Source organism: Salinimonas lutimaris (assembly GCF_005222225.1).
GTDB lineage: Bacteria > Pseudomonadota > Gammaproteobacteria > Enterobacterales > Alteromonadaceae > Alteromonas > Alteromonas lutimaris.
This window is the reverse complement of the sequence record NZ_CP036536.1, coordinates 2,808,452-2,821,727: the sequence shown is the minus strand read 5'-3', so window position 1 is coordinate 2,821,727 and position 13,276 is coordinate 2,808,452. Positions and strand designations below refer to the sequence as shown.

The window sequence follows — 13,276 nt, the reverse complement described above, 5'->3', positions numbered from 1 at the left end:
GTTAATGTGTTGTGCGGTGAGCAACCAAATCGTCGGAGGGTTTTTTAATGACTTTAACCGCCATACCATCCTGAGGATATTCCGGTAGGGTATTTACAATCTGGCGGTTGGCAAAGTCTCCGCGCAGATAAAAATCACCGCCTTCCTCACGCAGTACTGTGACTTTGCGCGAATAGAGCTTGTCCTCGTCATCCAGTAACCACAGGGTGCTGTTGGTGACCAGTTCCTGCTCTATGCGATACACATCTTCAAGCGTTTTACCTTCAAACGACACATTCACATAGGTGCCAAACTTTACTTTTGGCTGGCCGCTGCGTAATCCATAGGGATCATCAATGCGCAGTACCAGGTGGGTCATACGGGTGGCCGAATCAACGATGCCAGAATCACGATGAATTCGGGCAGCAAAGCTATGCTGCTGATTAGGCAAACTGACCCGGGCATGACTGGATACCAGATCGGCAGGCAAAAACGGCTGATCAAAACCGGCAACCGGGAAGGTCACTTCAGCATTTTCGATATTGTTCAGTGTCGCGGTCAACGTGCCGGGGGTAACATAATCACCGGTGCCAATATCCCGGGACACCACTAGGGCGTCATAGGGCGCTTTAACGTCGCAGTTATCTAAATCGCGCTGTGCTATTTTAAGCTGTGCTTCAGCAGATTTGACCGCCGCCTGAGCGCTTAACATCTGGGGTTTGCGCAGGTATAAGTCTGACACCGACGCGCTGGGCAGGCTCTGTGCTTCACGTTCGGCTACTCGGGCCTGAGCCTGTTCCTGAATGAGTTGGGCCCTGGCCGATGACAGGTTTGACTGGGCCAGCAGCAGCGCTGCTTCGTAGGCCTCTTTTTCAATGCTGTACAGCACCTCGCCACGGCGAACCAGTCCGCCGCTGACAAACGCAGGGTTCCAGTGTGTGATTTCTCCGGCTACCTGGGCAGCCAGCCGGGTTGACTCAAGCGGGGCGACTTCACCGTATGAGGTGATAGTGACAGTATAATCCATCGGGGAAAGGGTACTGACGGTGACCACAGGGCGGGTGTCAACCGGCTCGCTCTCAGCGCTTTGTGGCGCTGTGGCAACCACCCCAAACGCCAGTGCACCACCAATTGCCAACACAGCAACCGGAGCCAAAACTTTTATCCATTTCATAGTGAATTTCGCTTTAGTAGCAAAGATGTCCTTATATTACTGCGCAATAATAAGACAAACTCTGTGCAAATGTAACGAGTTATTATTCTTTGTCCGATATACTGACACGTTTGTCGTGTATTTTCCCCAGCTTTTTGAAATGCCTGTGATTTTTGTGTTGGCAGATGTGTCTTTCTGTTTACACATTTTTCCCAATGTCAGCGGCCAGCTGGCCAACCAGCTCACGCATCTTCACCACTGTGTGTTCGAATCCATCCTGCTGCAAGGCGGCACGAAAATCAAACCGGTGTACCTTTGACTCGCCGTCAGGGTAGTGAACCCAGTAGTGGCCCTTAAGCAGCACATCGCTGGTGTGGGTAGCGATCAAATCGTCAATCTGTAAATCGACCCGGGGCATCTGACGCGCTTTGTAAATATTATTGGGCAATACCTGAACCTGCTCTTGCTGCCACAGAGTGTCGGTCAGTGACTGCAACAGGCCGGCATTTAAAGGCTCGGCCCACACATGCTGGGAGGAAAAATACACGGTAGCCGGGCCGGTCTGCATAGCCAGCCCCCGTTGTTTAAGATAGTCCGGTAAACGCAGCTGCTCAAACCGTATTTGTTTACTGACCTGTCCGGTAGGGCTGACGGGCTTGTGAGACGGTGAATGCAGTAAGTAATAATGCAAATCCACCGCGTTACTGGCACAACCGCTTAGCATTACGGCAGCAGCAAGCAGCGGACCACCTAAAACAGACCCTGTGACATGCTTCATCATTAGTGCTTTTCCTGTTTGGCTTTTGGCTGTTTATCCACACCACTGTTATCTGAAAAAATAAAGCTATTGGGTGACTGATTTAACTGTAACAGTAATGGTTGCAGACTACGCAAGGTGTCCTGCATAGCATCCACCGTATCTTTAATTTCGTTCTGATCCAGTCCGCCTTCAGAATAATTACGCAGCAGCGAAGACAGATCCGCCAGTGCCTGATTCAGATTTTTATTCAGCGCCCTGGTATCAATATCATCCAGGGTTTTATCAAATTCGGTACTGGTTTCTTCCAGCGAGGTAGCGGCTGATGCCATGGCTTCCACCACAGCCCGGACCTCGGTGACCATATCCGATAATGGCAGATCATTGATTTTGTCCATAATTGCATCGGCTTTCTGAGTAATTTGAGTAAACTCATTAGACATGGTCGGAATTACCGGCAAGCCGTTGATTTGAGTGAAGACGGCCGGCTCTGGGCTCTTGGCATGATGCAGATCCACATACAAGCCACCGGTCAGTACATTGCCCATCCGTAAGGTGGCCCGTAAATCCCGTTGAACCCAGCTGCGCATCACTTCTTTTACCTTAGCCAGAGCCTCCTCGGTATCTTCCTGACGTACTTTGCCCGGATAAATACTGATAAGAACAGGAATGGGGTAGTCCTCATCCAGAATATTGCCTTCCAGTTGCTCGGTGGCATTAATTTCCTTCACCTCACCAATTTCAATACCACGGTATTCCACCGGCGCACCCACAGTCAGGCCGCGAACGGTTTCGTCAATCAGTAGTAAGTAATCAGCCGATAACTTGTAGCGGGCATTAGAGGCGGCGGTTTGATCTTCATAAATCACGTAGCTGGCACTCTCTCCGGCCGGCTCGCCCTTGCTAATCCCTTTAGGAATACCAAAGGTAACACCATTGGCCAGCAGCGTTTCCAGGCTGCCGGTTTCAATTTTTACGCCACCGGAACGCAGATGCAGTTTCACGCCGCTGATATTCCAGAAGCGGGTATTTTCGGTGACCAGCTTATGGTAGGGACTTTCAATGAACGCACTGTAATACACCGCACGCTCTTCAATATTAAACTCTGACTCTTCAAATTCACCCACCTTGTAACCTTTATAGATAATCGGGTCGCCGGATTTGAAGGCAAACTGGTCATCACTTTTTAGTTTAACGTGCAGCCCGGGAGTGCCGGGAGGGGTGGCCGGTGGGCGTTCGCTGGCCACAAAATGACGCCGGTCTTTGCCCGACTCATTGGCCGACATAGCAATATAACTGCCCGACAATAAGGTGTTCAGGCCAGACACTTCAGAAAAGCTGATGCGCGGGGCAACCACCCAGAATTTGGTTTTGTCAGTTAACAGGCGTGCGGCACTGGCTTCCATTCGTGCGGTCACCAGCACGCCGTCTAAATCAGGCTTAAGCTCAATCTTTTTTACCTGGCCCACATCAAAGTCGCGTACTTTGATGGTGGTTTTGTTCACCTCAATACCGCTGGCCGATTTTACCTCAATGGTAATGAGCGGCCCCTGGTTTTTCCACTGGGTATACACCATCCAGCCACCCACAATAATCACCAGAATCGGGATGATCCAGATTTTTGAAATGCGGCGGGTAGACTTTATATGCGCGTGCTCACTCATCTATTGCTTTCCTGTCTATCCATATTAATCGTGCGTCAAACGTCATCGCCGCAATCATGGTTACAAAGACTACGGCGCAAAAGGCCAGGGCCGCGGGCCCCGGGTTAATTGAAATGGTATTGCCCAGCTGAATCAGGCCAACCAGTATGGCAACCACAAAAACATCAATCATTGACCAGCGACCAATGGCTTCGGTGACGCGGTAAAACTTGACCCGTGAGCGCTTACGGCGCTGGTAGCGCCGCTGCACGGTATAGTTAAGCCAGCCCAGAATCAGGATCTTGGCCACCGGCACCACCACGCTGGCCACTAAAATTACCAGCGCCACCGGATAAGATCCAGATTGCCATAGGGAAATGACCCCGCCAATAATTGTATTAGGCTCGTCCCGGCCAAATAATTCGGTGTGCATGATAGGCAGTACATTAGCCGGAATGTACAGCAGGGCAGAGACCAGCAGCAGGGCGTAGGTGCGCTGAATACTGGCTGAGGCGCCGGCTTCGGTCAGCGGTTTGGGCGCAGGCAGAGCGCCCTTGTATAACCACAGGCCCAGTCGGTTACGGTCATAGTTAACCATGGCCAGGGTCAGACACACGGCGAAGCCGATAAATGCATAAAAAGAGGCGCCGTAGGCGACATCAGCCAGTGAGGTGACTTTTATCAGGCTAACCAGTGTACCCACCATAAACACTTCGGCCATGCTCCATTGCATGAGGTTATTCACAGTGTGATAAACCGGTTTAAACAAACGGATTCGGCGTTGCCGCAGATAGCCAGCGGACAACACCGCAATGCCTGTCAGCACAATCAGGGGAATGATGAGAATAGCCAGCGCGGTTATCAATGCCAGCGACAGATAGTCCTGGTTAATCAGTACATTCAGAGTATCGGTAATGTTGATACTATGCTGCTGCCCGTTACTTTTAAATATCAGAAAATTAAACGGCAGACTCAGTACCAGAAGCACCAGTGCCGATATAGCAAACGCCAGGCTGTGCTCGCTGCCAAATTTTCGAAAGGTCAGCATGGCATGTTCGCAGGTGGGGCAGAAGGCTTCCTGACAATGATCCAGCGCGGGTATATCAACCCGGGTGTAGCACTGGTCGCAGACAATGGAAGTAGGGTGGCTTTTATTCATGCGCTGTGTGTTTTTTCCTGCGAGTAAAATGGTGAGTCGGAGTCAGGCTAAGTCTTTTTATTTATAATAGAAAATATTGCCGCAGACTCCAATTAAATCATGTTTTTACCCTGTAAAGCGCCATTATGTTTGCTCGCCTTACAAACAAAAAAGCCGGCATACGCCGGCTTATTCTGTCAGGCAGCTTAGAAAGACGCGCTACCCGGTGTCCGTGGAAATGGAATTACATCACGTACGTTCTGCATACCGGTCACATAGGCCACCAGACGCTCAAAGCCCAGGCCGAAACCCGAGTGCGGCACCGTGCCGTAGCGACGCAGATCACGATACCAGCTGTAATCTTCTTTGCTCAGGCCCATCTCTTCGAGACGGGCATCAAATACATCCAGACGTTCTTCACGCTGTGAACCACCGATGATTTCACCAATTCCCGGGGCCAGGACATCCATCGCCGCCACGGTTTTGTTGTCATCATTAATGCGCATGTAAAACGCTTTAATATCTTTAGGGTAGTTTTGCATGATGATGGGCGCACCTACGTGCTCTTCCGCCAGATAGCGCTCATGCTCAGAAGACAGGTCCACACCCCATTCAACCGGAAACTCAAATTGCTTACCGCAGTTTTGCAGAATCTCGATAGCATCGGTGTAGTCCATACGAACAAAGTCAGAGGAGACCAGCTTTTCAAGACGGTCAATAACCTCTTTGTTAATCCGTTGAGCAAAAAATGCCATATCGTCAGCACGCTCTTCCAGAACCGCTTTACACACATATTTCAGCATATCTTCGGCCAGTCCGGCAACATCAGATAAATCTGCAAAAGCCACTTCCGGTTCAATCATCCAGAATTCAGCCAGATGACGTGAGGTATTGCTATTTTCAGCACGGAAAGTCGGGCCAAAGGTATAGACCTTGGACATGGCTGTACAATAGGTTTCTACGTTAAGCTGACCAGATACCGTCAGGTACGTTTCTTTGCCAAAGAAGTCTTCTTTGTAATCGACTTCGCCCTGTTCTGTCATTGGCAGGTTCATCATATCCAGTGTGGATACGCGGAACATTTCACCGGCACCTTCTGTGTCACTGGCCGTCAGAATTGGGGTGCTGATCCAGTAATATCCGCGTTCATGGAAAAAGCGGTGGATTGCCTGAGACAAACAGTTACGAACCCGGGTAACCGCGCCAATCACATTGGTACGAGGACGCAGGTGGGCATACTCACGCAAATACTCAATTGAGTGACGCTTGGCGGCCATCGGGTAAGAGTCCGGGTTTTCTACCCAGCCCAGCACTTCGATTGCAGTGGCTTCCAGTTCCAGAGACTGGCCCTGACCCTGAGATTCTTTTACCGTGGCAGTGACCGACAGCGAGCAACCTGCGGTCAGGCGCTGCACATCGTTTTCGTAATTTGGCAGAGAATTTAACGCGATAACCTGCACTGGATCAAAACAGCTACCATCGTGCAGTGCAATAAAAGACAAGCCGGCTTTAGAATCACGGCGTGTTCTCACCCAACCTTTTACTGTCACCGTTTCGCCAACTGCGTACTTACCCTTAAGTACGTCGACAACGGGCGTGTGCGTCATTGTATGTTCTCCGTATGAATGTGGTGTTTTGTCAGAACCAGATATCTTCGCACACTCAGCATAAAGCTGCATCATGAACGTGCGTATAGCGGGCTTTGGCAGTCATTTTCGATGAGAAAATCACCACGCCAGAGCAAATTGTGAAGCAGGATTTATCCATGCTGGCGAAAAAAGCGCCGATATTAAGACAAATTCTGGGTTCTTACGTAATAATTATGGCTAGTATACTTAAACCTAAACCGGATGCCAGAATTCATTGAATCAAACAGCCCAGCCCGATCGTTCACAATCTTCTGCAAACCGGCGTCGCCGGCCAAAAGCCAGAGACCGCTTTTATCAGGTGCTTATTGGATTAAATATTCTGGCGTGGCTGCTGCTGATGGTGGCGCTGATTGTGTTTCATTATGCCCGGCCTGACTTTGTCACAGGACTTCAGCGCTACTGGAATATTCCGGGAGATACAGGGTGGTCAGCAGAATTGATTGGCGTGCTGTTCCGGATAACCCAGACGTGTCTTGGGATTACTGTCATTGCCATGATAATGCGCATTCGCCGCACCCGCCGCAAACGCGACGAGTATGGCGTGAATCTTTATATTCTGCTTACCGCAGGGCTGGCCATTTTATTTGGCCTCACCCTGCATTTTGGCTAGCCGATAAATGCAGAGTTAATCAGGTACCAGGTATAACCTATATACGCCAGGCAAAACGCGCCGCCTTCCAGCCGGTTTAACCGGCCCTGACGCTTAATACCAATACAAAATATAAACAGAGCCACCGAGAAGGCCACCATCACCATGATGTCCCGATAGAAAAAGCTGCTGTCAATCTGCGTTGGGTGAATAACGCCGGCAAGACCCACCACAGCCAGAATATTAAACATATTTGAGCCGATAACATTGCCCAGCGCCAGATCATGCTCTTTTTTGCGCACCGCCATCAACGATGATGCCAGCTCAGGCAAGGAGGTGCCCACCGCGATGATGGTCAGGCCGATGATAGTGTCACTGACCCCGAAGTGAGTGGCAATTTCCACCGCGCCCCAGACCAGAATGCGCGAGCTGGCAATCAGTAAAACCAGACCAGCAAGCAACCACACCACATTGGCTTTAACCGGTGTGGCACCACTTTCCAGTTCATTTTCATATTCTGAGGCCAGACTGTCGTTTTTGCCCTTAATGCCTTGCCAGATGCTCCAGCCCATCAATAGCAGAAATAGTCCCAGCAGGGTAAAAGCATCGTCCTTGGACAAATTCAAATCCAGCAACTGCCAGGTGGCAATGAAGGTAATCGCCAGCATGATGGGCAATTCGCGACGGATAATTTCCGAGCGCACCGCAATTGGACTGAACAGGGCGGTTAAGCCCAGCACCAGGCCAATGTTGGCAATGTTTGAGCCAAACGCATTACCCAGCGCAATGCCGGAATTCCCTTGCACAGAGGCAAATACGGAGACAATAATTTCCGGCGCTGAGGTACCAAAGCCAATGATGATCATACCGATGATCAGTGGTGACACACCAAAATGCCGGGCCACCCCCGATGCCCCGTCAACAAATTTTCCTGCACTCCACAATAACACCGGCAAACCGACCAAAATGGCAACCGTTGCTAAAATCATAACCTCTCCTTACACAAAAGAACCGGATTTAGTACGCCGGGGAAGGCGAAAAAATCCATCATATTTGATCATCGTAACGATGAAAAAATGCCGTGCTGATTTTACTATGCAAAACCTGCACATATCGTAGAATCTGCTTAACTCATGCACTGGCCGCAAAGGTTGCAGCCAGCGCTATATATACAAGGAATTATACTTTACATGCATCATACCCTTATTGTGGCAGACGACATCAGCTACTTTGATAACACGGATCTGAACGTGGTGACGTTTGAGGATTATCTGGCCGATTTTCCAAAACTCAACGAGCCAAAAACCCGGGTTATCAACTTATGTGACACAGGCAAATACCTGAGTCAGGGGTATTACTGTTCATTACTGGCGCAGGCCCGTCAACATCGGGTTCTGCCTGCGGTAAATATTATTAATGACCTGCGTATGACCGACGAAGGTGAGGGCAAGCCGCGGCTGCCATTGCCTGAGGCATTCAGTTTGCCGGGCGGTGTGCATAGCGCACACACAATATATGTACTGTTTGGTCAAACCAAAGATCAGGCGTTTAGCCCGATTGCTGAAATGGCGTTCAAATATTATCCATGCCCGATTTTAAAGCTGACCCTGCATATCGCTGAGGAAAGCACCGGTGCCTCTCAGCACAGTCCAATCGGTATGGTAGAACTGGAAGCTGCTGGCTTTAATGCATTGCCGGAATCGCTGCGTGATTATGCCATAAGCAGTGTACGTGACTACGCCACATCAACCTGGAAAGGTCGCCCGAAAAGCCGCAAAACCCGATGGGATATGGCTATTCTGGTAAACCCTGAAGAGGTCACCCCGCCCAGCGACAAACGTGCAATCAGCCAGTTTGTTAAAGCAGCCGAAGCGCAGGGGATTCATGCTGAGGTGGTAAGTCGCCTTAGTGTGGATGAGGTGGGTCATTACGATGCGTTGTTTATTCGTGAAACCACCGCAATTGACCACCACACCTACCGGCTGGCCCGGGCCGCCGAGCGTGAAGGGCTGGTGGTGATTGATGATACCCAGTCTATTCTGCGCTGTTGTAATAAGGTGTTTTTGCAGGATGCGTTCGCCTATCAGAAAGTGCCGGCCCCAAAAAGTCAGTTTGTGGCCAGTGATTCAGATGAAGACTGTGCACGTCTGATTAGCGAGTTGGGCTTACCGCTGGTATTAAAGCTGCCGGAAAGCTCATTTAGCCGGGGTGTGTATAAGGTCGAGGATGCGGCTGCCCTGAAGCTGCGTTTACAGGACATGCTGGCCGAGTCAGCGCTGGTGCTGGTTCAGGAGTATGTGTATACCGAATACGACTGGCGCATAGGCGTGCTGGGCGGAAAGCCGATTTATGCCTGTAAATACTATATGGCCAGAAATCACTGGCAGATTTACAACCACAAAGACAATGACATTGACTCAGGTGGCTTTACTACCATGCCGACCTTTGAAGTGCCCAAGCCGGTATTGCAGGCGGCGGTGAAAGCTGCCAAAGCAGTGGGTGAAGGTTTGTACGGTGTGGATATTAAACATACCGGCAATAAAGTGTATGTGATTGAAGTGAATGACAATCCGAGTATTGATTCTGGGGTTGAAGATAAATATCTGGGACGTGACCTGTATACCCTGATTATGCAGGAGTTTGTGAAGCGTCTTGAACAGCGAGGCAGATAATATGACAGCGGTGCGGGCTGAATTCTCAGCGCTGACCATCGATAAGGTCACGCCCGATGATGTTGCAGCATTATGGGCGCTGGAACAGCTGTGTTTTGATACCGACCGGCTTAGTAAGCGTCGTATGCGTCATTATGCGACCGCCAGTAATGCCGAGTTTATTGTGGCCCGGGAGCAGGGCGAGGTGCTGGGGTATGCTTTATTGTTGTTGCGTCGGGGAACCTTATTAACCCGACTGTATTCAATCGCCGTTGCTCCGACAGCGCGCGGCAAAGGCGTGGCGCAGGCGCTGGTGACCCATCTGGAAGGGAGGGCCCTGAGCCGGGGAAAGCACTTTATGCGGTTGGAGGTGGCGGAACATAATCACGCCGCCATCCGGCTGTATGAACAACTAGGGTTTCGCCAGTTTGGTGTATATCCAGGATATTATTCGGACGCGGCCAATGCCTTGCGGATGCAAAAGTCGCTGGTGCGCCCGGTCAGTTCCCGGATCGCCGATGCCTATCCTTATTATCAGCAAACCACCGAATTTACCTGTGGCCCGGCTGCGTTGATGATGGCTATGGCGCAGCAGCAACCTCAGGCAAGTTTAACCCAGCAACATGAATTACAATTGTGGCGGCACAGCACCACGATTTATATGACATCCGGCCATGGTGGCTGTCACCCGGTGGGGCTGGCGCTGGCAGCGAAGGCCGAAGGGTTCTGTTGTGAGGTGTGGTTAAGTCATTGCTTGCCGATGTTTGTGGACGGTGTACGAAGCGAGCACAAAAAACAGATTGTCGCGGTGGTGGAAGCCGACTTTGCAGACCGGGCTGCACAAGCTGGTTTACCGGTTACTTACGGCGACTGGCGAATTGACGAGCTGGAGCAAAAACTGCGGCACGGCGCCTCTGTGGTATGCCTTATCAGTACCTATGCGTTTGATAAACGCAAAGCGCCACATTGGGTAACGGTTACCCGCATGGATGAGCAATGTGTGTATATCCATGATCCCGATGATCATGACTATGGTGCCCAGGTTGAGCATCAGCATGTGCCGGTAGCCCGGGAAGAGTTTATGCGACTGGCCAGCTACGGCCGGCGTAAGTTTCGCGCTGCTATCATTATTGAAGGGAAAAACAGCGCTGAGCGGTAAGCAGCCCTGAGCGGTAAACAGCCCTGAGCGCGGATATAGCCCTGAGCGCGGATATAGCCCTGAGCGTTGTTACAGCCCTGAGCAACAAAAGAAATACAAAAAAGGCCAGCCGCGGTATTCCGCAGGCTGGCCTTTTTGCTGCCAGAGCGTCCCTGCCGTGTGTTTAGTGGGCCACTGCCTTTACGTTCACCTTTTGATCGAAAGCTTTAAGCGAAGTCACCAGATCATTTAACTGGCTGTCACTGCCATTGAACGCGGAAGGCTTGGTAAAGGTCTGGCCCTTAACCGCGGTATCAAACGGATGATTGGCATCAAATTCTTCAGTCTGCTTGCGCAGCCGTGCCCATTCACTCATCATTGATGGTGGAATCACGTGACGTTTCGCAACCAGCTTGTCTCTTAACTGCAACGCTTGTCCGATTAATAACGTATTTGGTTTTTTCATAATACAACCTGCCTTTACTCGGTAAATCTAATAAACCTTTATTTTTCAGGTCGATGAGTCTCACACGCGCTCATGGCCGCAGATCAAAGGTTCACACTCACAGTAAGTTTTGCAAAATGAATACCTGAATGTCACCAAACTGTCACCCTAGTGTCATAAGTCCCTGATTTTTAGTCAGGTCTCATGCTATTTTGGTAGTTACCAGACAGCGCATTGCCCAGCACAAGTACATAAAGGTTACAGGCTTTTGTAAAATATAAAGACAATGTTATATGGCACGCTGATGATGTGCTGCCATAAAACGCTCAGGCGGCGTGCTGCGGCCGGCGGCGTAAACGCCGGGCTCCGCGAACACACCAGGCGGGAGTCCATAACAGCATATTGGCGATAATGGCCACAACTACACTATAGATAATGGCTGGCGGAGACAAAGGCACAGATGGAGCAAAATTTTCGCCAACCCGTTTAAGTACATCAAAGCGGTCGGGGTTAAACATATACCAGGCGCGGCTGAAGTAATTGCCGGTTTGTAGCTGCGTAAGGCCCGTCTCCAAATCCTGCAGGCGGCGCATGGTAAGGGCTTTTTGCTCGGCGTCCTGGCGTACCACCGGACTGTTGTTGGCGCGCAGATCATCAAGCATCGCCGGTACCGAAGCATAACCAAACTGCCGGGCCAGGCTTTCATAACCGGCCACCTGCAGTGCGGTGGCATCATAAAAGCCGGTCAGATACTGCCGGTAATGGTCGGCCAGCACCGGCACCTGTAAGGCGGCAATGAACAGCGCCGCAAAAATAATCTTGTCCATGATATTGACCAGCGCTTTCATATACAGCTCCTGCGTGCCTGTTACTTCAGTGCATGATAAATCGCACTGGTTAACTGGCTGAGTTCATCGGGTTGGATAATATACGGTGGCATAATGTATACCAGTTTATTAAACGGGCGTATCCATACGCCGTTTTTTACAAAGCTGCGTTGCAGGCGGGCGACATCGACCGGCTGGTGAGTTTCTACCACGCCGATAGCCCCCAGAATCCGTACTTCTTTAACCTGCTCAAGCTGTGCGCAGCGGAGCAGTTCGGCTTTAAGTTGCGTTTCAATATCCCGGGTTTGCTGCTGCCAGTGATTTTCACTGACCAGCGCCAGGCTGGCACTGGCGACCGCGCAGGCCAGCGGATTGCCCATGTAGGTGGGGCCGTGCATAAATACTCCGGGTTCGCCCTGACATACGCCCAGCGCCACATCTTCGGTGCACATGGTGGCGGCCAGCGTCATATACCCGCCGGTCAGCGCTTTACCCACACACATGATGTCGGGACTGATCTGGGCATGGTCGACACCAAACAGCTTGCCGGTGCGGCCAAAGCCGGTGGCAATCTCGTCACAAATCAGCAGAACATCATAATTGTCGCACAGCTGACGGCAACGTCTGAGATACTCCGGATGATAAATACGCATGCCACCAGCTCCCTGAACCACCGGTTCGATGATCAGTGCCGCCATTTCATGGTGATGACTGGCAAACAGCTCTTCTAAGGGCAGGATGTCATCCTCACTGAATGTCTGACCGAAACGGGTTTGCGGAGCCGGGGCAAACAGCTGTTTGGTCAGAACACCGGAAAACAGGCTGTGCATTCCATTGACCGGATCGCAGACAGACATGGCGGCAAAGGTATCACCATGGTAACCATTGCGGGGGGTAACAATTTTGTGTTTATCAGGACGTCCCTGGCAGGCCCAGTATTGCAGCGCCATTTTAAGAGCCACCTCTACCGATACCGATCCGGAGTCGGCCAGAAAGACCCGTTCCATCCCTGCCGGTGCCATATCCAGCAACTGACGGCAGACATTCACTGCCGGCTCGTGTGTCAGACCGCCAAACATGACATGCGAAAATTTATCTACCTGCTCATGCGCGGCCTGATTCAGGCGGGGATGATTGTAGCCGTGAATCGCCGCCCACCAGCTCGACATCCCGTCAATCAATGTTTCTCCTGAAGTCAGCTGAATATTGACTCCCTGCGCACCGGCCACTTCATAGCAGGGCAGCGGGTTGACTGACGAGGTGTACGGATGCCAGATGTGGCGCTTATCAAATTCTATATTGCTCAA

General features: G+C 51.0%; 12 protein-coding genes. 3 read left to right on the top strand and 9 right to left on the bottom strand.

Going from position 1 to position 13,276, the window contains the following annotated elements; all coding sequences use genetic code 11:
* Position 1 precedes the first annotated feature (1 nt).
* From EZV72_RS12425 to asnS, 5 genes are all read right to left on the bottom strand, one after another.
* Entirely contained in the window at positions 2–1,153 is a 1,152-nt protein-coding gene (locus tag EZV72_RS12425; RefSeq protein ID WP_137167538.1) for an efflux RND transporter periplasmic adaptor subunit, read from the bottom strand.
* A gap of 178 nt (positions 1,154–1,331) precedes the next feature.
* Entirely contained in the window at positions 1,332–1,913 is a 582-nt protein-coding gene (locus tag EZV72_RS12420; protein ID WP_137167537.1) for a PqiC family protein, read from the bottom strand.
* Complete coding sequence (gene pqiB, locus EZV72_RS12415; protein ID WP_137167536.1) at positions 1,913–3,553, bottom strand: intermembrane transport protein PqiB; 1,641 nt, start codon at positions 3,551–3,553, stop codon at positions 1,913–1,915. The genes EZV72_RS12420 and pqiB overlap by 1 nt, the downstream gene beginning before the upstream one ends.
* Entirely contained in the window at positions 3,546–4,691 is a 1,146-nt protein-coding gene (locus EZV72_RS12410) for a paraquat-inducible protein A (RefSeq protein ID WP_137167535.1), read from the bottom strand. The genes pqiB and EZV72_RS12410 overlap by 8 nt, the downstream gene beginning before the upstream one ends.
* Before the next feature lie 185 nt (positions 4,692–4,876).
* On the bottom strand, positions 4,877–6,277 hold the full coding sequence (gene asnS, locus EZV72_RS12405) for an asparagine--tRNA ligase (RefSeq protein ID WP_137167534.1): 1,401 nt from the start codon (positions 6,275–6,277) through the stop codon (positions 4,877–4,879).
* Positions 6,278–6,533: 256 nt separating this feature from the next.
* Between asnS and EZV72_RS12400 the strand changes: the two genes are divergently transcribed.
* The gene (locus EZV72_RS12400; protein WP_137167533.1) at positions 6,534–6,929 is read left to right on the top strand and encodes a hypothetical protein; all 396 of its coding nucleotides are present in this window, start codon (positions 6,534–6,536) and stop codon (positions 6,927–6,929) included.
* Here the strand turns inward: EZV72_RS12400 and EZV72_RS12395 are convergent.
* Positions 6,926–7,897: a calcium/sodium antiporter gene (locus tag EZV72_RS12395; RefSeq protein WP_137167532.1), complete on the bottom strand. Its 972-nt coding sequence runs from the start codon at positions 7,895–7,897 to the stop codon at positions 6,926–6,928. The two genes, EZV72_RS12400 and EZV72_RS12395, sit on opposite strands and share 4 nt — an antisense overlap.
* A 201-nt stretch (positions 7,898–8,098) precedes the next feature.
* On the opposite strand from EZV72_RS12395, the gene EZV72_RS12390 reads away from it, so the two are divergent.
* On the top strand, positions 8,099–9,580 hold the full coding sequence (locus EZV72_RS12390; protein WP_137167531.1) for a RimK family protein: 1,482 nt from the start codon (positions 8,099–8,101) through the stop codon (positions 9,578–9,580).
* A gap of 1 nt (position 9,581) precedes the next feature.
* Positions 9,582–10,718: a GNAT family N-acetyltransferase/peptidase C39 family protein gene (locus tag EZV72_RS12385; RefSeq protein WP_137167530.1), complete on the top strand. Its 1,137-nt coding sequence runs from the start codon at positions 9,582–9,584 to the stop codon at positions 10,716–10,718.
* 163 nt (positions 10,719–10,881) lie between these two features.
* Here the strand turns inward: EZV72_RS12385 and EZV72_RS12380 are convergent, their stop codons facing one another.
* The 3 genes from EZV72_RS12380 to bioA form a co-directional block, all read right to left on the bottom strand.
* Positions 10,882–11,163 carry a hypothetical protein gene (locus EZV72_RS12380; RefSeq protein ID WP_137167529.1) on the bottom strand — a complete coding sequence of 94 codons (282 nt, stop codon included), beginning with the start codon at positions 11,161–11,163 and terminating at the stop codon, positions 10,882–10,884.
* Between the two features lie 305 nt (positions 11,164–11,468).
* Positions 11,469–11,990: a DUF2937 family protein gene (locus tag EZV72_RS12375; RefSeq protein WP_137167528.1), complete on the bottom strand. Its 522-nt coding sequence runs from the start codon at positions 11,988–11,990 to the stop codon at positions 11,469–11,471.
* A 20-nt stretch (positions 11,991–12,010) separates the two neighbouring features.
* Positions 12,011–13,276, bottom strand: coding sequence for an adenosylmethionine--8-amino-7-oxononanoate transaminase (gene bioA / locus EZV72_RS12370; RefSeq protein WP_137167527.1), 1,266 nt, complete (start codon positions 13,274–13,276; stop codon positions 12,011–12,013).

What these genes read in the sequence shown, in the direction of transcription:
- pqiB (WP_137167536.1), bottom strand. Translation starts at nt 3,553, where the DNA reads ATGAGTGAGCACGCGCATATAAAGTCTACCCGCCGCATTTCAAAAATC.
- EZV72_RS12420 (WP_137167537.1), bottom strand. Translation starts at nt 1,913, where the DNA reads ATGATGAAGCATGTCACAGGGTCTGTTTTAGGTGGTCCGCTGCTTGCT.
- EZV72_RS12390 (WP_137167531.1), top strand. Translation starts at nt 8,099, where the DNA reads ATGCATCATACCCTTATTGTGGCAGACGACATCAGCTACTTTGATAAC.
- EZV72_RS12395 (WP_137167532.1), bottom strand. Translation starts at nt 7,897, where the DNA reads ATGATTTTAGCAACGGTTGCCATTTTGGTCGGTTTGCCGGTGTTATTG.
- EZV72_RS12410 (WP_137167535.1), bottom strand. Translation starts at nt 4,691, where the DNA reads ATGAATAAAAGCCACCCTACTTCCATTGTCTGCGACCAGTGCTACACC.
- EZV72_RS12380 (WP_137167529.1), bottom strand. Translation starts at nt 11,163, where the DNA reads ATGAAAAAACCAAATACGTTATTAATCGGACAAGCGTTGCAGTTAAGA.
- EZV72_RS12425 (WP_137167538.1), bottom strand. Translation starts at nt 1,153, where the DNA reads ATGAAATGGATAAAAGTTTTGGCTCCGGTTGCTGTGTTGGCAATTGGT.
- EZV72_RS12375 (WP_137167528.1), bottom strand. Translation starts at nt 11,990, where the DNA reads ATGAAAGCGCTGGTCAATATCATGGACAAGATTATTTTTGCGGCGCTG.
- asnS (WP_137167534.1), bottom strand. Translation starts at nt 6,277, where the DNA reads ATGACGCACACGCCCGTTGTCGACGTACTTAAGGGTAAGTACGCAGTT.
- EZV72_RS12385 (WP_137167530.1), top strand. Translation starts at nt 9,582, where the DNA reads ATGACAGCGGTGCGGGCTGAATTCTCAGCGCTGACCATCGATAAGGTC.